This is a genomic window from Streptomyces sp. NPDC047515 (assembly GCF_040643055.1).
In the GTDB taxonomy this organism is placed as follows: domain Bacteria; phylum Actinomycetota; class Actinomycetes; order Streptomycetales; family Streptomycetaceae; genus Streptomyces.
This window is the reverse complement of sequence record NZ_JBEYTM010000048.1, coordinates 40095-60988: the sequence shown is the minus strand read 5'-3', so window position 1 is coordinate 60988 and position 20894 is coordinate 40095. Positions and strand designations below refer to the sequence as shown.

At 70.6% G+C, this 20894-nt stretch carries 14 protein-coding genes; 10 read left to right on the top strand and 4 right to left on the bottom strand.

Annotated features, from left to right (window positions below; all coding sequences use genetic code 11):
* Positions 1–87: 87 nt before the first annotated feature.
* The gene (locus ABZ826_RS30150) at positions 88–1077 is read right to left on the bottom strand and encodes a helix-turn-helix domain-containing protein (protein ID WP_361455138.1); all 990 of its coding nucleotides are present in this window, start codon (positions 1075–1077) and stop codon (positions 88–90) included.
* A 210-nt stretch (positions 1078–1287) separates the two neighbouring features.
* Between ABZ826_RS30150 and ABZ826_RS30145 the strand changes: the two genes are divergently transcribed.
* The 3 genes from ABZ826_RS30145 to ABZ826_RS30135 all read left to right on the top strand — a co-directional run bounded on the left by ABZ826_RS30145 (position 1288) and on the right by ABZ826_RS30135 (position 8543).
* Positions 1288–5052, top strand: a complete 3765-nt coding sequence (locus tag ABZ826_RS30145; RefSeq protein WP_361455135.1) for a S8 family serine peptidase — start codon at positions 1288–1290, stop codon at positions 5050–5052.
* Positions 5053–5178: 126 nt separating this feature from the next.
* Positions 5179–6735: a protein phosphatase 2C domain-containing protein gene (locus ABZ826_RS30140; protein ID WP_361455132.1), complete on the top strand. Its 1557-nt coding sequence runs from the start codon at positions 5179–5181 to the stop codon at positions 6733–6735.
* A gap of 65 nt (positions 6736–6800) precedes the next feature.
* Entirely contained in the window at positions 6801–8543 is a 1743-nt protein-coding gene (locus ABZ826_RS30135) for a pyruvate dehydrogenase (protein ID WP_361455129.1), read from the top strand.
* Between the two features lie 48 nt (positions 8544–8591).
* On the opposite strand, the gene ABZ826_RS30130 is transcribed toward ABZ826_RS30135, so the two are convergent.
* Positions 8592–11753, bottom strand: a complete 3162-nt coding sequence (locus ABZ826_RS30130) for a glycoside hydrolase family 38 C-terminal domain-containing protein (protein ID WP_361455126.1) — start codon at positions 11751–11753, stop codon at positions 8592–8594.
* 162 nt (positions 11754–11915) lie between these two features.
* Between ABZ826_RS30130 and ABZ826_RS30125 the strand changes: the two genes are divergently transcribed.
* The 4 genes from ABZ826_RS30125 to ABZ826_RS30110 all read left to right on the top strand — a co-directional run bounded on the left by ABZ826_RS30125 (position 11916) and on the right by ABZ826_RS30110 (position 16061).
* The gene (locus ABZ826_RS30125) at positions 11916–13076 is read left to right on the top strand and encodes an FAD-binding oxidoreductase (RefSeq protein WP_361455123.1); all 1161 of its coding nucleotides are present in this window, start codon (positions 11916–11918) and stop codon (positions 13074–13076) included.
* Between the two features lie 163 nt (positions 13077–13239).
* On the top strand, positions 13240–13566 hold the full coding sequence (locus ABZ826_RS30120; protein ID WP_361455120.1) for a (2Fe-2S)-binding protein: 327 nt from the start codon (positions 13240–13242) through the stop codon (positions 13564–13566).
* Positions 13547–15025 (top strand): FAD/NAD(P)-binding oxidoreductase, encoded by a 1479-nt coding sequence (locus ABZ826_RS30115; protein ID WP_361455117.1) that lies wholly within the window; start codon positions 13547–13549, stop codon positions 15023–15025. The genes ABZ826_RS30120 and ABZ826_RS30115 overlap by 20 nt, the downstream gene beginning before the upstream one ends.
* A 127-nt stretch (positions 15026–15152) precedes the next feature.
* Positions 15153–16061 carry a dihydrodipicolinate synthase family protein gene (locus ABZ826_RS30110; protein ID WP_361455114.1) on the top strand — a complete coding sequence of 303 codons (909 nt, stop codon included), beginning with the start codon at positions 15153–15155 and terminating at the stop codon, positions 16059–16061.
* A 73-nt stretch (positions 16062–16134) separates the two neighbouring features.
* Here ABZ826_RS30110 and ABZ826_RS30105 read toward each other — a convergent pair whose 3' ends face one another.
* Positions 16135–16269, bottom strand: a complete 135-nt coding sequence (locus tag ABZ826_RS30105; protein WP_361455144.1) for a hypothetical protein — start codon at positions 16267–16269, stop codon at positions 16135–16137.
* Between ABZ826_RS30105 and ABZ826_RS30100 the strand changes: the two genes are divergently transcribed.
* The 3 genes from ABZ826_RS30100 to ABZ826_RS30090 all read left to right on the top strand — a co-directional run bounded on the left by ABZ826_RS30100 (position 16246) and on the right by ABZ826_RS30090 (position 19002).
* Positions 16246–17247 carry a proline racemase family protein gene (locus ABZ826_RS30100; protein WP_361455111.1) on the top strand — a complete coding sequence of 334 codons (1002 nt, stop codon included), beginning with the start codon at positions 16246–16248 and terminating at the stop codon, positions 17245–17247. The two genes, ABZ826_RS30105 and ABZ826_RS30100, sit on opposite strands and share 24 nt — an antisense overlap.
* Positions 17244–18188 (top strand): ornithine cyclodeaminase family protein, encoded by a 945-nt coding sequence (locus tag ABZ826_RS30095; protein WP_361455108.1) that lies wholly within the window; start codon positions 17244–17246, stop codon positions 18186–18188. The genes ABZ826_RS30100 and ABZ826_RS30095 overlap by 4 nt, the downstream gene beginning before the upstream one ends.
* A gap of 88 nt (positions 18189–18276) precedes the next feature.
* On the top strand, positions 18277–19002 hold the full coding sequence (locus ABZ826_RS30090) for a GntR family transcriptional regulator (RefSeq protein ID WP_361455105.1): 726 nt from the start codon (positions 18277–18279) through the stop codon (positions 19000–19002).
* A gap of 88 nt (positions 19003–19090) precedes the next feature.
* Here the strand turns inward: ABZ826_RS30090 and ABZ826_RS30085 are convergent, their stop codons facing one another.
* Entirely contained in the window at positions 19091–20563 is a 1473-nt protein-coding gene (locus tag ABZ826_RS30085; RefSeq protein ID WP_361455102.1) for an aminopeptidase P family protein, read from the bottom strand.
* Positions 20564–20894: the final 331 nt, after the last annotated feature.

Here is a 20894-nt window from a genome sequence, read left to right as displayed (position 1 = left end):
AGACCCCATCCGAGGACATCCCGGCGCCTTGGAATCGCACGCACCAGACCGCGTCCGCTGTCCGATCGAAGGCCGCCCGACAGGCTCTCAGGCGCGCGGGGTCCGGGACACCCAGCCCCGTTCGTACGCGTGCCAGCCCAGCTGCAGCCGGGTCGACACCCCGGTCAGCTCCATCAGACCCTTCACCCGCCGCTGTACGGTCCGCAGCCCCAGGTCCAGCTGCTTCGCCACGCTCGCGTCCGTCAGTCCGGCCAGCAGCAGCGACAGAATCTCCAGATCCGTCGGATCCGGCCCGTTGGACTCCTTCTCCGGCCGTCCGCTCTCGCCGAGCCTGAGCGGCATGGCCTCGCGCCACACCGCCTCGAAGAGCCCCATCAGCGACTCCAGCAACCCGGACGCGTGCACCACCAGCGCCGCGGGCTCGGCGCCCCGCCCGGTCAGCGGCACCATCGCCAGGGCGGTGTCGGCGATCACCAGCTTGGTCGGAACCCGGTCGACGACCCGGCACTGTTCGTCGCGGCTCAGCGCGGCCGACAGCTCCAGGATCCCGGACGGGAGCGAGAGGACTTCGCGCTCGACCACCACCCGGAACGACACCCCGCGTGTGGCGGCCTGTTCCTCGGACTCGTTCTCCATCCCGCTCACCGCGATCGGCTTCCCGGTGACCAGGGCGCACACCTCGCTCGTCGCACCCAGCTGCAACTGGTGGAAACGGTGCGCCACCGCGCTCGCGCCCGTGACCACCTCGACCAGATCGTGCACCGCCGGCTCGGTGGCCTCGGCCCGGTACTCCTCGGCCAGCAGCGCCGCCGCCAACTCCGCCTGCTCCAGTTCGTGCCGCTGCTGGGTGAGCAGCGCCCCCAGCGCCACCCCCGGCGGCGCCGCCACCCAACGGCCCGTGCGGGACGAGGACTGGGCGGCCAGCCCGTGCTGTTCCAGTCGGCGCAGAGCGCGTTCGGTGTCCGAATCGGGAAGGGCCAGCCGGTGCGCGAGATCGGCGACCTCCGCGGCTCCCACCGCCACGAGCGCGCGGTACGCCGACTCCTGTATCTCGTCGAGACCTATGGCTCCCAACATCCCGAACTCCTCCCCGGACGCATTGATTCCGCACCGTGTCGCCGTGGTCGGGCGCCCGGACGTGGCGGAAAGCGGCCACGGCGTAAACCCGCCGTGTACATCATCCCTTTACCGCCCGTCGCTCTGCCAATGTGGCGCCACCGCAGTACCAACAACCTCCGGAAGATTGCGGTTTGCGCAAGTTGGTTCCGGATTCACTTGGGGAGAGCGATGCGTCCGATATCGCGTACGGCACTGGGAGCGGCCACCGCCGCCGTCCTGGCCGTCACCGCGATCGCACCGTCCGCGGCAGCGCCGCAGGACGACACGACCGCGAAGAGACCACTGACCGGCAGTGCGGCCGCCGGCGCCAGGGAGGGCGAGCCGGTCACCGTCACCCTCGTCACCGGCGACAAGGTCCTGGTGAGCAGGGACAGTTCGGGAGCCGCGTCGGTCACCGCACTGCCGCGCGAGGACGGCACCGTCCCCCTCGTACAGACCCGGCAGGCCGGCAAGGACCTCTACGTCTACCCCGACACGGCCGTCGACGCGCTGGCCGCGGGCACGGTCGACGAGGAACTCTTCAACGTCACCGGGCTCATCCGGCAGGGCTACGACGACGCGAGCACGAAGTCGCTGCCGCTGATCGCCGTCTACGGCAAGGACCTGGCCCGCTCCGCGCCCGCCACCCCGCGCGGCGCCAAGCGCGGACTCGCACTCGACGCCATCGACGGCGTCGCGCTCAAGACGGACAAGGCGAAGGCCGCCGACTTCTGGTCGGACGTCACCAACACCCGTTCCCGCTCCGCCTCCGGACTGAAGAAGCTCTGGCTCGACCGCAAGGTCCAGGCCACCCTCGACCGGTCCACCAAGCAGATCGGCGCCGACCTCGCCTGGGCCGCCGGATACGACGGCAAGGGCACCAAGGTCGCCGTCCTCGACACCGGCGTCGACGCCGAACACCCCGACCTCAAGGGCCGGATCGCCGCCTCGGAGAACTTCACCGACTCCGACACCACCGACGACCGGCAGGGCCACGGCACCCACACCATCTCCACCGTGGGCGGCTCCGGCGCGGCCAGCGACGGCAAGAAGAAGGGTGTCGCCCCCGGTGCCGACCTGCTCGCGGGCAAGGTCCTCAACGACAGTGGCTCCGGCGCCGAGTCCTGGATCATCGCGGGCATGCAGTGGGCCGTCGACCAGAAGGCCGATGTCGTCTCCATGAGCCTCGGCAGCCAGATGCCCACCGACTGCACCGACCCGATGAGCGTCGCCGCCGAAGAACTCGCCCGGAGCAAGGACACCTTGTTCGTGATCGCGGCCGGAAACTCCGGCCCGGCGCTGAACACCGTCTCCTCGCCCGGCTGCGCACCCAGCGTGCTGACCGTCGGCGCCGTCGACCGCGACGACACCACGGCCCAGTTCTCCAGCCGCGGACCCGCGATCGGAGCGCACACCCTCAAGCCCGAGATCGCCGCCCCCGGCGTCGCCATCTCGGCCGCCGCGGCGGGCGGCCGCGGGGTCTACGCCTACCGGACGATGTCCGGTACGTCGATGGCCACCCCGCATGTCGCGGGCGCCGCCGCCATCGTGAAGCAGCGTCACCTCGACTGGACGGCCCAGCAGATCAAGGCGGCCCTCGTGTCGTCCGCGAAGAGCGACATCCCCGGCGACGTGCGCGAGACCGGTGGTGGCCGCCTCGATGTGAAGGCCGCCATCGACACCACCGTCGTCGGCGCCCCCGCCGTCCAGGGCGGTACGTTCAACTGGCCGCAGGACAAGGGCGACCGCACCACGGTCGACGTCCCGTACACCAACTCCGGCTCCAAGCCGGTGAAGCTGTCGCTGAAGGTCCAGGGTGTCACCGGCAACGACGGCTCGGCCGTCCGCTCCCCGGTCGCGAAGCTCGACGCGAGCTCCGTCACCGTCCCGGCCGGAGCCACCGTCGAGGTCCCGCTGAGGATCGACCCGACCGCGAAGCTGAAGGCCGCCCAGTACGGTGATGTCACCGGGCGTGTGCTGGCCACCGGCGCCGACGGCGTCAAGGTCTCCACCCCGTTCTCGCTGTACGTCGGCGCCGAGACGGTCACCCTGCGCGTCAAGCTGATCGACCGCACGGGCAAGCCCGCCGCGGGCTCCTCCTCGCTGGACGTCATCGGCACCGACACCGCCGGCGGCGAGCGCCGCTTCAACGACGGCGCCACCGATCAGGTCTACCAGGTGCGCCCCGGCGCGTACTTCGTCTCCAGCTTCGTCATCTCGCCGGACACCAAGGACGCCACCGGCAGGATGGCCGAGTCCGTCGGCTTCCTCGCCAGGCCGCAGCTGGACGTCACCAAGGACACCACCCTGGTGCTGGACGCCCGCAAGGCCCATCGCCTGCAGGTGAAGACGGAGGACCGCACGTCCGAGAACCGCTCCACGACGCTCTCCTTCGGCCGCAGCTGGGACGGCGTCTGGCTGCACTCCGGCTCCCTCACCGGCGGACCCGTCGTCAAGAACTACCTGGCCGACGTGCAGGGCAGGGCGAGCGACGGCGACTTCGAGTTCGCCAGCTTCTGGCGCGCGTACGCCCCCCAGGTCGAGAAGCTGTCGGTCGTCGGCGGCACCGAACTGCACCCGGTGGTGGCCGGCACCGGCTCCGTCGGCCTCGACGGCACGGGTGAGGCCGCACTCGTCGACGCGGGCAGCGGCACTCCCGACGAGCTGAAGGCCGCCGATGTCCAGGGCAAGATCGCCCTGGTCGCGGTCGCCGACGACGGCTCCCTGCTGACCCCGGCACGGAACGCCAAGGCCGCGGGCGCAAAGGCGATCGTCGCCCACCGTCCGTCCGCCGGCCCGTGGCAGCCGTCCGTCGGCTACGGCTCCGCGCCGCTGCCCACGCTCGGCATCGAGGCGGGCGAGGCCGACGCCCTGAAGGCCGCCCTGGCCCGGGGCACGGTGAAGCTGAGCTGGAAGGCCACCGCCGCCAGCCCGTTCGTCTACAACCTCGCCTTCCCCGAGACCGGCCCGGTCACCTCGGACCGCACCTACAAGGTCCGTGACAGCAAGCTCGGCAAGTCCACCGCGCAATACGAGGCGATGGGCGTCGCGGCCGACTACATCGACACGATGATCTTCACCCGGCCCTACGGCGGAAGCTACTCCGGCGGCTTCGACACCGTCGCCGTCCCCGGCAAGCGCACCGAGTACTACTCGGCCGGCGACACCGCCTGGCAGCGGTACCTCTCCTCCAGCTTCCCCTGGGGCGAGTACATGGTCGACCAGCCCCGTACGTACACGGCAGGCACCACGCGTACGGAGAACTGGTACCGGGGCATCCCGGTCCCGACCGCTCCGCGTGACGCCCAGGGCAAGGCCGTGCTCGCCGGCGAACGGCAGGACAACGTGATCGGTGTCTCTCCCGGCTTCTGGAGCGACACCGAGCACGAGGGCCTCCAGGGCTCCTTCGGAGACATCGGCAACATGCGGCTGACCAGCGGCGGTGAAGTGCTGGGCGATTCCGGCTGGCCGTCCGGGGTGTTCACCGTCCCGGCCGGGGACGCCGCGTACGAACTCACCATGACGACCGCGAAGTTCGGCCAGCCCGCTGCCGTGTGGAGGCGGTCCACCCAGACCGAGACCACCTGGAAGTTCCGCTCGAAGCGGGACGAGAACGTCTACTCCCAGGGCATCCCCCTGCTCTTCCCGGGCTACGACCTGGAGACCGACGGGCTCAAGACCCTTGCGGCGAAGGACGGTCAGACGATCGGCCTGAGCGTCACCGGGCACGCCGGCTACACGCCCGGCAAGCTGGTCGCGGCCAAGATCTCGTACTCGTACGACGGCGGCGAGACCTGGACCGAGGCCACCACCGCACAGCGCAACGGCCACTGGACCGCGACCGTGAACCACGCGGGCGCGGCCGGCAAGCCGGTCACCCTGAAGACCGAACTGACGGACGCCAACGGCAACTCCGTCGTCCAGACCGTGAACGACGCCTACGCCGTGCGTTGATCACGTCCTGACCGGTCCGCCGGGCGTCCTTCCCGTGGGGGGTGGGGCCGCCCGGCGGACCTTTCGCATGGCCGGTTTTTCCGGATGCCCCGTTTTCGTACGGGCCGTGCGGTGGACAATATGGGCATGAGTCAGCAGGGGGAGACGGCCGCCGCCCATGAGGACGACTGGTGGCGCAGGCTGTACGACGAGACCGCCCGGGATGCCGGGGCGAGCGATGCGGGCGACAGCCTCGACGACCGCTTCGACTCGGCGTCGGGCGCGGTGGGTTCGGGCGGGCACGGAGGGAACGGCGCGGGGGCGGGGGAGCCGGAGGCGACACCGTCCTCGGAGCTGTTGCCGTCCCCGGACCTACCGCCAGGGGCGTCCGCCACCGAGGGGGCTTCCGCTGCCGAGGGGGCTTCCGTGACGGTGCCGTCCCCGTCCAGGCGGTCGGTCGCCGAGAGGCCCGTCACTCCCCGGACCACTGACGTTCCTCAAGCCTCCGTCGTCCCTCAAGGACCGGTCGCCCCTCAAGCCTCCGTCGTCCCTCAGGGCCGCATCGCTCCACGGACCCCCGCCACCACCGTCACCGCGCCGGCGCAGGCACCCTCGCCGGCTCGCGGGCCCGAGTCCGAGCCCGACCGCGAACCGGTGCCCGCCCCACGCCCCGTGATCGGCCATGTGGGTGACCGGCCGCCGACCTACGACGCCGAGCCCACCGCGCTGCCCGTCGCCGTCCCCCAGGAACTGGACGGTCTCGTCGCCGACACCGTGCTCGACGGTGCCCGGTACGGGACGTACACCCTGCGCGCCGCCTCCGTGCGCGGGGACTCCGCGCGGTTCCGGGGCGACCCCCGCCGCGACGCTCTGCTCACCGTGCGCTTCGGCACGGACAGGAACGCGCTCGTCCTGGTCGCCGTCGCCACCGGGGCTCGGGGCACCGGGCGGGCGCATCTGGCGGCGGCCGATGCCTGCCGCTGGATCGGCGGTGCTGTGGGCCGCAGCCATTCCAGGCTCTCCGAGGACATAAGGGCGGGCCGCCGCGATGACCTCAAGTCCGGCCTGCACCGTCTCACCGACCGTGGCTACGGGAAACTGCGCGCCCGCGCCGCCGAGCTCGGGCTCGAACCGCGGGAGTACACGGCGGACCTGCGCTGCCTCCTGCTCCCGGCCGATCCCGACTGTCGTACGAGGATTTTCTTCGGTATCGGCGCCGGCGGGCTCTTCCGGCTGCGTGACGGCGTCTGGCAGGACCTCGAACCGGAGGTTCCGGACTCCGGTGGTGCCGGGGGCGTCGCCGGTGAAGCCATGGTCGGGCTCGGACCCCTGCCCTCCGTAAGCGGCCCCCGGTGGGGTTCCGGGAGCGGTCCCGGGGGCGTCCGCGGCGGTGATCCCGGTGGTGAGGGTCTCACCATGGATCCGGAGACCACCGCACACCCGACGTACGCCGAGAGCCCGCTGCCGTCGCCCGGGGAACCGTTCCGGTTCCGGGCCTCGGTGGCCCGGCCGGGCGACACTCTGCTGCTGTGCAGCACTGGCCTGGCCGAGCCGCTGCGCGGCGAGCCCGCGCTGGCCCGGGAGCTCGCCGAACGCTGGAGCGGCGACCAGGCGCCCGGGCTCGCGACCTTCCTCGCGGACGCCCAGCTCAGGGTGAAGGGGTACTCCGACGACCGTACGAGTGTCGGCGTCTGGGAGGCGTAACCGCCCGCGTCATGGGTTGATGGATGCGGAATCCGGAAGCCGAAGCGCGGAAAGGGTAGACACCCATGGCCAAGCAGAACGTGTCGGAGCAGTTCGTCGACATCCTCGTCCGGGCGGGCGTCAAGCGTATGTACGGCGTCGTCGGCGACAGCCTCAACCCGGTCGTCGACGCCATCCGTCGCAACTCGGCCATCGACTGGATCCAGGTCAGGCACGAGGAGACCGCCGCGTTCGCCGCCGGGGCCGAAGCCCAGATCACCGGCTCCCTGGCGGCCTGTGCCGGATCCTGCGGTCCCGGAAATCTGCACCTCATCAACGGCCTCTACGACGCCCACCGCTCCATGGCACCGGTGCTCGCCCTCGCCTCGCACATCCCTTCGAGCGAGATCGGTCTCGGCTACTTCCAGGAGACCCACCCGGAGCTGCTCTTCCGGGAGTGCAGTCACTACAACGAGATGATCTCCAATCCGCAGCAGATGCCCCGGCTGCTCCAGACCGCCGTTCAGCACGCGATCGGACGAGGCGGGGTCAGCGTCGTCACCATGCCGGGTGACATCGCATCGCAGCCGGCCCCGGAGAAGTCGATCGAGCACGCCCTGGTCACCTCGCGGCCGACGGTACGGCCCGGCGACGAGGAGATCGAGAAGCTCCGCCGGATGGTCGACGAGGCAAAACGTGTGACATTGTTCTGCGGCAGCGGCACGGCGGGCGCCCACGCCGAGGTGATGGAGTTCGCCGAGCGGGTGAAGGCTCCGGTCGGGCACGCGCTGCGCGGCAAGGAGTGGATCCAGTACGACAACCCGTACGACGTCGGAATGAGCGGCCTGCTCGGCTACGGCGCCGCGTACGAGGCGACGAACGAGTGCGATCTCCTCATCCTGCTCGGCACCGACTTCCCTTACAACGCCTTCCTTCCCACCGATGTGAAGATCGTCCAGGTGGATGTGCGCCCCGAGCACCTCGGCCGCCGCTCCAAGCTGGATCTGGCGGTCTGGGGCGACGTCCGCGAAACCCTGCGCTGTCTGACCCCGCGGGTGCAGGCCAAGAGCGACCGCAAATTCCTCGACCGGATGCTGAAGAAGCACGCCGACGCCCTGGAGGGCGTCGTCAAGGCGTACACCCGCAAGGTCGAGAAGCACATCCCGATCCATCCGGAGTACGTCGCATCGGTGCTGGACGATCTGGCCGACGACGACGCCGTGTTCACCGTCGACACCGGCATGTGCAACGTGTGGGCCGCGCGTTATCTCTCACCGAACGGCAAGCGCCGCGTCATCGGTTCGTTCAGTCATGGCTCGATGGCCAACGCCCTGCCACAGGCCATCGGAGCCCAGTTCATCGACCGGAACCGGCAGGTGGTGTCGATGTCCGGCGACGGTGGATTCACCATGCTGATGGGGGACTTCCTCACCCTGGTGCAGTACGACCTCCCGGTGAAGGTCGTGCTGTTCAACAACTCCTCCCTGAGCATGGTCGAGTTGGAGATGCTGGTCGCCGGCCTGCCCTCGTTCGGCACGACCAACAAGAACCCGGACTTCGCGGCGATCGCCCGCGCCGCCGGGGCGTATGGCGTACGGGTGGAGAAGCCCAAGCAGCTCGAAGGCGCCCTCAAGGACGCCTTCAAGCACAAGGGTCCGGCACTCGTCGATGTCGTCACCGACCCCAACGCGCTCTCCATCCCGCCGAAGATCAGCGCGGAGATGGTGACCGGCTTCGCGCTCTCCGCCAGCAAGATCGTGCTGGACGGCGGAGTGGGCCGGATGGTCCAGATGGCCCGCTCCAATCTGCGGAACGTGCCCCGCCCCTGAGCGAACCCGCGGACCGGGAAGTGCCGGGACGGTCCGGGATCTCCCACCTCATGCAGGGGTCAGCCGCACCGTCAGGATCTGGAACGGCCGCAGCGACAGTACGAGACCGCGCTCATCGGTGACCGCCTCGTGCAGCGGCCGTTCCAGCAGGTCGGTGATCCGGGCCCGTACGACGGGGAATCCGACCCGCATCGTCGTGTCGGCGCGCCCGCCCGCCGACTCGTACAGTCTCACGACGACGTCGCCGCTGCGGTCCTCGGCGAGCTTCACCGACTCCACCGTGACCGCCGGATGCCCGGTGCTGATCAGAGATGGCAGGGCCGGCGCCACCGCCGCTCGCAGGGGCAGATTGAGCGCGAGCCCCTCCTGTACCGCATCCGTGACCTCGCTGCCCGGGGTCAGCGCGTATCCGAACCGGTGCCTGCCGAGATCGGCCTCCGGGTCCGGACTGTGCGGGGCGCGGAGCAGCGTCAGCCGTACGGTCGTGCCGAGGCCCGAAGCGTGCGGGGTCCGGGTCACCTCGTGTCCGTACGTGGAGTCGTTGAGCAGGGTGATGCCGTACCCCGGCTCGGCTACCCGGAGCCAGCGATGGGCGCAGATCTCGAAACGGGCCGCGTCCCAGCCGGTGTTGTCGTGCGTGGGCCGGTGGATGTGCCCGAACTGGATCTCGGCCGTGGACCGTTCGGCGTGCACATCGAGCGGGAACGACGCCTTGAGGACCTTCTCCGACTCCTGCCAGTCCACCTCCGTGTCGATGTCGATCCGCCGGCTGCCCGCGGTCAGCCGGATCTCCTGCACGAGGTGCGACGCCCCGAACGACCGCATCACGCGGACGGCGGCCCGCAACGGCCCTTCCTCGACCAGTTCGACGGAGTCGGCCTCGGTGAGATCGGTGCGAGTGCGGCGGTAGTGCCGGTCGATGTCCCAGGCGTCCCAGTGATTGGGGTGATCCGGGTGCAGTTGGAGGAGGTTGGCCCGATGGCCGGGAGCGAGCACGTCCCGCCTCGCGCCGAGATCGCGCACGGCGGCGATCAGCCCGTCGCCGTCGACGACGACACGGAGCAGTCCGTTGTCGAGCACGAAGCCCTCGCTTGCCGGCATGTTCGTCGGACCGTCCGCCGCCCCGTCCGTCGGCCCGCCCGTGTACAGGGTCGCCGTGACCGTGTGCTCAGGGACCCGCGAGCCGTCCAGCAGGCCCGCGCCCAGGCCGGGGGCCTGCACCAGCACCGCTGTGCGTCCGTCGCCCAGTGGCTGCGCGTGCGCGCCCGAGGGGAGCACCGCACTCGCCTCCGCGTCCAGCTCCATCACCTGACTTCGCGGATACGGAGAGGAGTTGAGTGCCACCAGGCCCCTTGCCCCGCCCAGTGCCGCCACCGCTTCCGCCATCACATCGGCCAGTTCCCTTCGCACCACTTCATAGGTCTCACGCGCCTCGCGGTGCACCCAGGCGATCGACGAGCCGGGCAGGATGTCATGGAACTGATGGAGCAGTACCGTCTTCCACAGCCGGTCCAGTGCGTCGTACGGGTAGGAGTGGCCGGGAGAACGCAGCGTTGCCGCTGTGGCCCACAACTCCGCCTCACGCAGGAGGTGTTCGCTGCGACGATTGCCCTGTTTGGTCTTGGCCTGGGTGGTGTACGTGGCCCGGTGCAGCTCCAGGTACAGCTCGCCCGACCAGACCGGCGCGTGCGCTCCGTACTCGGCCTCGGCCGCCGCGAAGAACGTCGACGGACTCTCGATCCTGACCCGGGGTGAACCCTCCAGATCCCTCAGCCTGCGCGCCTTCTCCAGCATCTCGCGCGTGGGACCGCCCCCGCCGTCGCCCCAGCCGAACGGCACGAGGGAGCGGGTCGCGAGGCCCTTCTCCGCGAAGTTCTCTTCGGCGTGGGAGAGTTCGTGGCCGTGGAGCTGTGCGTTGTAGGTGTCCACGGGCGGGAAGTGGGTGAAGACCCTGGTCCCGTCGATGCCCTCCCACCAGAAGGTGTGATGTGGCATTTTATTGCTCTGGTTCCAGGACAGCTTCTGGGTCAGGAACCACTTCACCCCCGCCAGTCGCGCGAGCTGAGGGAACGCGCCGGTGTAGCCGAACGAGTCCGGCAGCCAGATTTCCTCGGCATCCACCCCCAGCTCCTGTTCGAAGAACCGCTTGCCGTGCACGAGCTGCCTGGCCAGTGCCTCGCCGCCCGGCATGTTCGCGTCGGACTCCACCCACATCGATCCCACGGGTGTCCACTGACCGCCCGCCACGGCCTGCTTGATGCGTTCCCAGATATGCGGCTGATGTTCCTTCACCCATGCGTACTGCTGGGCCTGCGACGCGGCGAAGACGAGCTCCGGGTAGTCCTGGGTCAACGCGGTGACATTGGCGAAGGTGCGCGATGCCTTGCGCACCGTCTCGCGCAGCGGCCACAGCCAGGCCGAGTCGATGTGCGCATGACCGATGGCCGAGATTCGGTGCGCGCTCGCCGCCGCCGGACGGGACAGCGTCTCGGCCAGTGCCGCCCGGCCGGCCGCCGCCGTGCCCGTCACGTCGTGCAGATCCAGCGCATCAAGCATGCGTTCGAGGGCCCGCAGGATCTCGTGCCGCCGGGAACGGTCCACGGGAAGTTCCCGCATCAGCTCGCTGAGCACCTCGATGTCCAGCACGAGATGCCAGACCTCCTCGTCCAGCACGGCGAGGTCCGCGGAGGCGAACCGGTACAGGGGCCGGTCACCCGCCGTCGTCACGTCCCCCAGCGGTGTCGGCACGAAGCCGTGCTCCAGCACCGACGGGTTGGCCGCGGCCTCCAGCAGCAGCGAGACCGGTTCGCCGCCCGTCGCCGGGGACGCGACCGTCAGATGCCGATTGCGCGGATGGACGCCCTTGAGCGGGACACCCGCCGCGTCGTAGAGCATCCCCTCGGCCTGGAATCCGGGCCCCTGGCCGGAGAAGCCCGGGTCGACTACCACCTCGACCCGCCGCCCCGCCCATTCCCGGGGCACGGTTCCCTCCAGCCGGAACCAGCTGGTGGACCATGGCTCTCCCCACTCCGTGCCTGTGCTGAACGGTTCGAACCTTCCCGCCAGCGCCTGATCCGCCGGTACGGGCTCGCCGGGGATGTGCCGCACGGAGAGCGCGAGCGGGGTCAGGGCCGGGTACTGGGCGGGGCGGATGAACTGGTGCAGGGCCCGTTCGAGCCGGTCCTCCACCTGGGGGCGGTCGTCGTGCATCACGGTTCCTCGGGGTCGGCGCCTTGGGGTGTCCATGGCTCCACTTCCCCGGCGGCCAAGCAGGCACCCCTGCGAGGTGCGCGACGGGGTGACGTCTGATCAACTGCCGCCGCACACACCCTTGGCGCCTCGCAAGCAATGTGACATATTACTGCCGTGTTCATGAGACAGCCCCTGGATGTCGTCATCGTCGGGGCCGGAGTGGTCGGTGCTGCCTGCGCCTACTACGCCTCCCGGTCCGGACTGTCCGTAGCCGTCGTCGACCGCGGGCCGGTCGCCGGAGGCACCACCGGAGCCGGGGAGGGCAACCTCCTGGTCTCCGACAAATTGCCGGGGCCCGAGCTCGAACTTGCCCTGCTCTCCGCCGCGTTGTGGGGCCGACTGGCAGAGGACCTGCCGCCGCACATCGAGTACGAACCCAAGGGCGGCCTGGTCGTGGCGGCTTCCGAGGAGTCCCTGACCGCCCTGTCCGCGACGGCGGCCGGCCAACGGGGGGCGGGAGTCGAGGCGTACCACGTCACATCCGAACGGCTTCGCGATGTCGAGCCCCACCTCGCACCGCGCCTTGCCGGAGGCTGCCACTACCCGCAGGACGCTCAGGTCCAACCCGCTCTGGCGACGGCCGAGTTGTTGCGGGCGGCCGGTCGGTCCGGGGCACGCCTGTGTCCGGGGCAGGAGGTCGTCGGGTTGCTTAGGGGCCGGGGCGGGGCGGTACGGGGGGTGCGCACCGCGCAGGGCGAACTGATCGCCCCCGCCGTCGTCAACGCAGCGGGCACCTGGGGCGGTGACCTCGCCGCACTGGCCGGGGTGGACCTGCCGGTCCTGCCGCGCAGGGGGTTCGTGCTCGTCACCGAGCCGTTGCCCCGGCTGATCCGGCACAAGGTCTATGCGGCGGAGTACGTGGGCGATGTGTCGAGCGGGTCCGCTGCGCTGCAGACCTCGCCCGTGGTGGAGGGGACGCCCTCGGGGCCGGTCCTGATCGGCGCCAGCCGCGAGCGAGTCGGCTTCGACCGGACGCTGTCCGTGCCGGTGGTCGCCCGGCTCGCCGCGCAAGCCGCCGCCCTGTTCCCGGTGCTCGCGGACGTGCGGGTGTTGCGCGCCTACCACGGGTTCCGCCCCTATCTGCCCGATCACCTGCCCGCGATCGGCCCGGACCCCAGGGTGCCCGGCCTCTTCCACGCCTGCGGCCACGAAGGGGCCGGGATCGGGCTGGCCCCCGCGACCGGTCGGCTGATCGCCGACGCGATCCTCGGGCGGCAGCCCGTACTCGATCTCGGTCCGTTCGCACCCGACCGGTTCGACACCGCATGCCATGTCACATGACGGCGGAGCGGGTGCGAGCGCTCCGGGAGGGGAGCGCCGCGTCCTGCGCGAGCACCCGTGCGGTGCAAGGGAGGGTCCCCGGTGCACGGGGCAGCCCGTTGTGCGCCGGAGGAATCCCCGTGTGCCCCAGGAAGAGAAGCATCGTGCCCCAGGAGAGGACCCTGTGAGACGCACCCGAGCGCGTACCCCTGCCGAACTCGTCGGGGCCGAGCCCGAACCGGAATTCCAGCTGACCTTCGACGGGCGCCCGATCCGGGGACTGCCGGGGCAGAGCATCGCGGCCGCACTGTGGTCGGCAGGCATCCTGACCTGGCGCACCACCCGGGTCCACGGTCGGCCGAGGGGCGCCTTCTGCGGCATCGGTGCCTGCTACGACTGTCTCGCCACCGTCAACGGCAGGCCCAACCAGCGCGCCTGCCTGCTTCCCGCCCGCCCCGGCGACGCCATCACCACGCAGGAGGGGGACGGCCATGCCTCGATCGACGGGTGAACGCCGGCCACGGGGCGCGGACCGTGCCGAACTCGCCGTGGTGGGTGCGGGACCGGCCGGCCTGGCGGCAGCCGTCACGGCGGCCGACCACGGCTTGGACGTGCTTCTGCTGGACGCCGCCGTCATGCCCGGCGGTCAGTACTACCGCAGCCCGGCCGACGGTCTCGGCGCCACTCGGCCCGAAGCCCTGCACCACGGCTGGTCCGTCTTCGCCGGACTCTCCGCGCGGCTCGCGGCGCACCGCGAATCGGGGGCGATCAGGCATCTCGCCGGCCACCAGGTGTGGTCGGTCGAACGAGCGCGTGACGGCGACTGGATCCTGCATGCGGTCACCGGAGCCGAGGGGGAGCGCCGCCACGCCGTCCGGGGACGTCGGCTGCTGCTCGCGACGGGCGCCCATGAACGCCAACTCCCCTTTCCCGGGTGGACACTTCCGGGCGTCGTCAGTGCGGCCGGCGCCCAGGCCATGCTCAAATCCGGCCTGGCACTGCCGGGCCGCCGGATCGTGGTCGCGGGGAGCGGGCCGCTCCTGCAGGCCGTCGCACTGTCGCTGACGCGTGCCGGTGCGAGCGTTCCGGCACTGATCGAGGCGTCCGGCTACGGGGCCTACGCGCGCGCTCCGCGTGTACTGGCCGCCAATCCCGGCAAGGCGGCGGAAGGAGTCCGGTACGGCGCGGCGCTGGCCCGCGCCGGAGTCCGAGTCCTGACGCACCGGGCGGTCACCGAAGTGCACGGCGACACACAGGTGGAGGCGGTGACCGTCAGCCGGGTGGACCGTCGCTGGCGTCCCGTGCCGGGAACCGGACACGAGATCCCCTGTGACGTGCTGGCCGTGGGACACGGGCTCGTTCCTCAGCTGGAACTCGCCGTGGCGGCGGGCTGTGGTACGCGTGGCTGTGCCGACGGTACGCATGCGGTCGCTCTCGACGAACAGCTCAGGACCACCGTGCCGGGGGTGTGGGCGGCCGGCGAGACCGGCGGCATCGGTGGCGTGGAACTCGCCCTGTGCGAAGGAGAGCTGGCGGCACTGTCGGTTGTTCGCGAAGTACGGGGTGGGGTGCGGAGGGAGGCGGCGCGCAGGGCGATTGCTCTGCGCCGGTCCCGGAGACGTCTGCGGGCCTTCGCCGCGTTGATGGGCGCTGTGCACCGGCCGGGGGAGGGGTGGAACGAGTGGCCGGCCGACGACACGGAGGTATGCCGTTGCGAAGAGGTCACGGCGGGCCGGATCCGTACCGCGTGCGAGGAGCTCGGGGCCGGTGACGCCAGGACCGTCAAATTGCTCACCCGTGCCGGAATGGGGTGGTGCCAGGGCCGGACCTGCGGATTCGCCGTCCGAGAACTCGCCGGTGCACACGGCACCGGACGTGGTGCCGGAGGAGAGCCGGATGGCCCCGACCGGCGCCCGCTGGCCTGCCCCGTGAAGCTGTCCGCACTCGCCGACCCGGCCGACCCCGGATAGGCCCGCTGCCACCCTGACTTCCCCGGCGCCGCCGACACGCCTCTGCCGCTCCTCGTCGCCGCGCGCCGCCGAACGCTGCCCACTCATCCATCACACCGTGACATGTCACACCTTTCAAGGAGCCACGATGCAGACGAACGCCCACTCGCGCACCCGACCCTGGCACGGCGTCATGGTCGCCACCCCGCTCACCCTGCGCGACGACTGCACGATCGACTACGACGCCTATGCCGAGCACGTCCAACAGCTCATCGCGGCGGGTTGCGACGGTGTGGTGCCCAACGGGTCACTGGGGGAGTACCAGACCCTGACCGACGGCGAGCGCGAGCAGGTGGTCCGGGTAGCCGTCGAAGCGGCAGGCGACGGCAGCCGCGTCATGCCGGGCGTCTCCGCCTACGGCAGCGCGGAGTCACGTCGCTGGACGGAACAGGCCGCGGAGGCGGGCGCCGGTTCCGTGCTGCTCCTGCCGCCCAATGGCTACCGCTGCGAGGACGCGGCGGTCCGCGCCCACTACACGGAGGTCGCCCGAGTCGGGGTTCCGGTCGTGGCGTACAACAACCCCTACGACACCAAGGTGGATCTGACCCCTGGCCTGCTCGCCGCGCTCCACCAGGACGGCAGCATCGTGGCGGTCAAGGAGTTCAGCGGTGACGTCCGGCGGGCGTACGAGATCGCCGAACAGGCACCCGGTCTCGATCTGCTCGTGGGTGCCGACGACGTCCTGCTGGAACTGGCACTCGCCGGGGCCGTCGGCTGGATCGCGGGCTGCCCGAACATGCTGCCGTCCTGCTGCGTCGAACTGTACCGAGCCGCTGTGACGGGTGACATGGCAACCGCGCTGCCGCTGTACCGGGAACTGCACTCCCTGCTGCGGTGGGACTCGAAGCCGGAGTTCGTCCAGGCCATCAAGGCATCCATGGATGTCGCCGGACGACATGGTGGGCGCACCCGTCCGCCGCGCCTTCCCCTGCCCGACGACGACGCGGCCGCCGTTCGTGCCGCGACGGAAAAGGCACTGGCCGCAGGCCTTGCCTGACGGCCTGACCGCCTGACCGCCGTTCCGTACGTGTACATGGGGCCGGCGCTCGACCCGGCCCCGTTCCGTACGCCTACGTCGGGCCGGCGCTCGACCCGGCCCCGTTCTCTCCGATCTCCGCGTACTCCGCGTACTCCGCGTACTTCTTGTCCATCGTGTTCACCGTGACGAACCAGGGGGAGCCTTGCAGACACGTCACATTTTCCATGCGGTCGACTCACACACCGAGGGCATGCCCACGCGCGTCATCACCGGCGGCATCGGCACCATTCCCGGCGCCACGATGGCCGAACGACGCAGGTACTTCCAGGAGCACCGGGACGCCGTGCGCACCCTGCTCATGTACGAACCGCGCGGTCACGCAGCCATGAGCGGTGCGATCCTTCAGCCGCCCACCAGGCCCGACGCGGACTTCGGTGTCCTCTATATAGAGGTCTCCGGCTTTCTGCCGATGTGCGGGCACGGAACCATAGGGGTCGCGACCGTTCTGGTGGAGACCGGCATGGTCGAGGTCACCGAACCCGTCACGACCGTGCGGCTGGACACCCCGGCCGGACTCGTCAGCGTCGACGTGCACGTGCGGGACGGCGCGGCGACGGCTGTCACCCTGACCAACGTCCCCGCGTTCAGTGTCGGTCTCGACCGGACGGTGGACGTACCCGGTCACGGAACGGTGCGGTACGACCTCGCCTATGGCGGCAACTTCTACGCGATGGTGCAACTCTCCGACCTCGGGCTGCCTTTCGACCGGGCGTGCAAGGACGACATCCTGTCGGCCGGACTCGCCCTGATGGACGCGGTCAACGCCGCTGATCGGCCCGTCCACCCGGAGGACCCCGGGATTCACGGCCTCAAGCACGTGCAGTTCATCGCCCCCGGTTCCGACGCGCGCCACTCCCGGCACGCGATGGCGATCCACCCCGGCTGGTTCGACCGGTCGCCCTGCGGAACGGGCACCTCGGCACGCATGGCACAGCTGCACGCACGCGGCGAACTGCCCCTGGACAGCGACTTCGTGAACGAGTCCTTCATCGGAACCTCGTTCACCGGGCGTCTGGTCGAGCAGACCACCGTGGGCGGTCTGCCGGCCGTCGTCCCGACTGTCACGGGCCGCGCCTGGATCACCGGTACCGCACAATTCTTCCTGAACCCGTTCGATCCGTTCCCAGAAGGATTCCTGCTGTGAAACTGCCCCTGCTCGGCGCCGACGACATCGAGGCCCTGGGACCGGCCGGAGCCGTGAACGCCCTGGAGGCGGCGCTGAGCGGGGGACTCGATCCGGAGACGTCCCCGACCCGGCACCATGTCACCGTGCCCGGCGGTGAACTGCTGATCATGCCTGCCGCCACTCAGCAGGTGACCGGGGTGAAGATCGCCGGGGTCGCTCCCGGCAACCCGGTACGCGACCTGCCCCGGATCACCGGAAGCTATCTGCTGCTCGACGGTCCCACCCTGATGCCGATCGCCCTGCTCGACGGGGCCGCGCTCACCACGCTGCGTACACCGGCCGTCTCCGCACTCGCGATCCGGCACCTCACCGGGCCCGTGCTGCGTCACGTGGTGCTCTTCGGAACCGGCCCCCAGGCGTACGGACACCTTGCCGCGTTGCTCGCCGAACGGCAGGTCGAACGGGTCTCCGTGATCGGCCGTACCCCGGAGCGGGTCGCCGCACTGGTCGAGCATGCCCGCCGACTCGGCGTGGATGCCCGTGCGGGGGAGGCGCACGGGGCTCAGGAGGTGACCACGGCCGATCTGGTGCTCTGCTGCACCACGTCCGCAACCCCGCTGTTCGACGGCAGCCTCGTGCCGGACGGGGCGACGGTCGTCGCGGTCGGCTCGCACAGCCCGGATGCCAGGGAGGTCGACACCGCTCTGGTGTCACGCTCCGCCGTGATCGTGGAATCGAGGGCGGCAGCCCTGTCGGAGGCGGGGGACCTGCTGATCCCGATGGCGGAGGGGGCTTTCAGCGCCGAAGACATCGCCGCCAACCTCGCCGAGCTGGTGACCGGGGGCGGCCCCGGCGGACGACCGGCCGGGTTCGCGGGCCCCCGGTTCTTCAAGAGCGTCGGCATGGGCTGGGAAGACCTCGCGGTCGCTGCCGCGGTGCACGGGAGGCCGGCGCCCTGACCGAGTTGTCCACAGGCGGGGAACGACGGGCCCGAGCGGAAACGTGACATTGTATTCTGAGGGCCCGTACGGCGCTGGAGGAACACATATGGCCCGCCTGACGACGCTCAACGCCATCTCGGCGCAAGAGCACTTGCGCGACCGAGTGGCGAACGCCCTCAGAGCGGCCCTGATCGCCGGGGACCTCCGTCCGGGCCTGATCTACTCCGCTCCCGCGCTCGCCGCCGAGTTCGGGGTGTCCGCCACCCCGGTGCGCGAGGCCATGCTCGACCTGGCACGTGAGGGCCTGGTCGAAGCCGTCCGTAACAAGGGCTTTCGGATCACCGAGTTGACCGAACAGGACCTGGACGATTTCACCGAACTCCGAGCCATGATCGAGGTCCCCACCGTCGGCCGCATCGCCAGGATGGGCAAGACCAGGGAGCTGAAGGCGCTACGGCCGCTCGCCCTGGCGATCGTCGACGCGGCCGCCGACCACGACATCATCGGCTACCTGGAGGCGGACCGTCGCTTCCATCTCGAACTGCTCGGGCTGGCCGGCAACCGCAGGCTGGTGGAGGAAGTCAGCAGTCTGCGCAAGCGATCGCGCCTCTTCGGGTTGAACCGGCTGGCCGAGACGGGCCAGTTGACCGTATCGGCCGAGGAGCACGTCCAACTGCTCGACCTCATGATCGCCGGCGATGCCCAGCGAGCCGAGACCTGCATGCTGACCCATATGTCACATGTCAGATCGCTCTGGGCCGAGGAGGAGGGTGGCGATACGGCGGGCGGTATCCGGATCACCAGGGTCTCGCTGCCGGTCGCCGAGGCCTGATCCGCCGCCCGGCTCCGGGGCCCCGGGTCTCGCCGCCCTCCGTCGGCCGCCCCAGGACAGGGGCGGCCGTTGAAGGGAAGCATCCGGCTCAACCGTCGAGCAGGGCGCCCATCCACTCCTCGATACCGTCGGCGGTGCGCGGGAGCGCGGACGACATGAGCCGGGCGCCGTCGGCCGTCATCACGAGGTCGTCCTCGATCCGCACCCCGATTCCGCGCAGCGACGGGGGCAGGGTCTCGTCGTCGGGCTGGAGATAGAGCCCGGGTTCCACGGTCAGTACCTGGCCGGCTTCGAGGCATCCGTCCAGATAGCTGTCGGCCCGCGCCTGGGCGCAGTCGTGAAGGTCCATGCCGAGCATGTGGCCGCTGCTGCAGAGCGTGTACCGGCGGTAGAGGCCGTTGTCGGCGTCGAGTGCCTCGTCGGCGGACATCGGCAGCACGCCCCACTCGTGCAGCCCTTCGGCGATGACCCGCATGGCGGCCAGGTGGAAGTCACGGAACCGTGCGCCGGGGCGCAGGGCCGCGATGCCGGCTTCCTGAGCGGCCAGCACCAGTTCGTAGACGCTGCGCTGCACGGGGGAGAAACGGCCGGACAGCGGCAGGGTACGGGTGATGTCGGCCGTGTAGAGCGAATCGGTCTCCACTCCGGCGTCCAGGAGAAGCAGCCGGTCGCGGTCCAGCGGCCCGTCATTGCGGATCCAGTGCAGGACGCAGGCGTGCGCACCGGCCGCGGCGATCGTGGAGTAGCCCGGACCGTTCCCCTCCAGCCGGGCCCGCAGGTCGAAGACGCCCTCGATCCAGCGTTCCCCTCTCGGGTGTCGCAGCGCCTGTGGAAGGCTCCGCACCACATCCTCGAAGCCGGTCACCGTCGCATCGACGGCATGCTGCAACTGGCCGGTCTCCCACGGGTCCTTGACGAGGCGGAGCTCGCTGAGCACCGTCTCCAGTCCAGCCGGAGCCGTCCGTCCCGCCGGGAACGAGCCGCGGGACCGCAGGAGTTCGTCGACGGACCGGTCCACCCCGCCCAGCACCCTTACCGGTGGCTGCGGGCCGGTCAGCAGTTTCTCCCAGGCATCCAGGTGCGCGCAGCGGATGCCGGTCATCCGGGTGGCCTCCGCCAGGTCGGGTCTGCGTCCGACCCAGAACTCCCCGTATCTGCGGTCACGGTAGAACTCCTGCCCGGTGCGCGGTGATCTCGGCCGCAGATACAGCACCGCTTCGTGGCGCTCGTCGCCGTCCGGTTCCAGGACGAGGACATGGCCGGCCTGGTCCTCGCCGGTGAGACCGGTGAGCCAGGCGTAGCCGGTGTGCGGACGGAAGCGGTGGTCGGTGTCGTTGGAGCGGACCGCGAGCGTGCCTGCCGGGACGATCAGGCGTTCGCCGGGGAAGCGGGCGGCCAGCCGGGCGCGGCGGGCAGGCGTGACGTCGTACGAGGGGACGCGGATGTCGGCGGGCAGCGGGGTGTCCGCCCACGCCGTGCTCATGAAGGCGTCCAGCGCGGGCGACACCGGCAGGTCGTGGCTGCCGGCGCGGGGCGCGGAGAGCGAATGGGACACGGGCATTGCTCCTCAGGGCTCTGTCGGGACTCGGGCACGGGAACGGGCTCGGGCTCATGCTCGGGACATCGGTCCCGGTCCGGACAGCAGGTGGGCGCTCAGTGATTCCGGGACGGCCGTCGTGCACGCGGGCCGGGGCTGAACCTGACTGCTGTGACGGTGAGTTGTCGCGGAGATGAATGTGCGCGAGAGGGCTTCCGAAGGACATGTGACATGTGCCATTGTACAGCGCGCAGAGGGGGGAGGGTCGTGTTCATGCCACGGAGTGAATCCGGACGAACCCGGTCCGGCCGCACCCTCATCCCCGCGCATTCCCCCACAGCCGCGCACCGTTGCG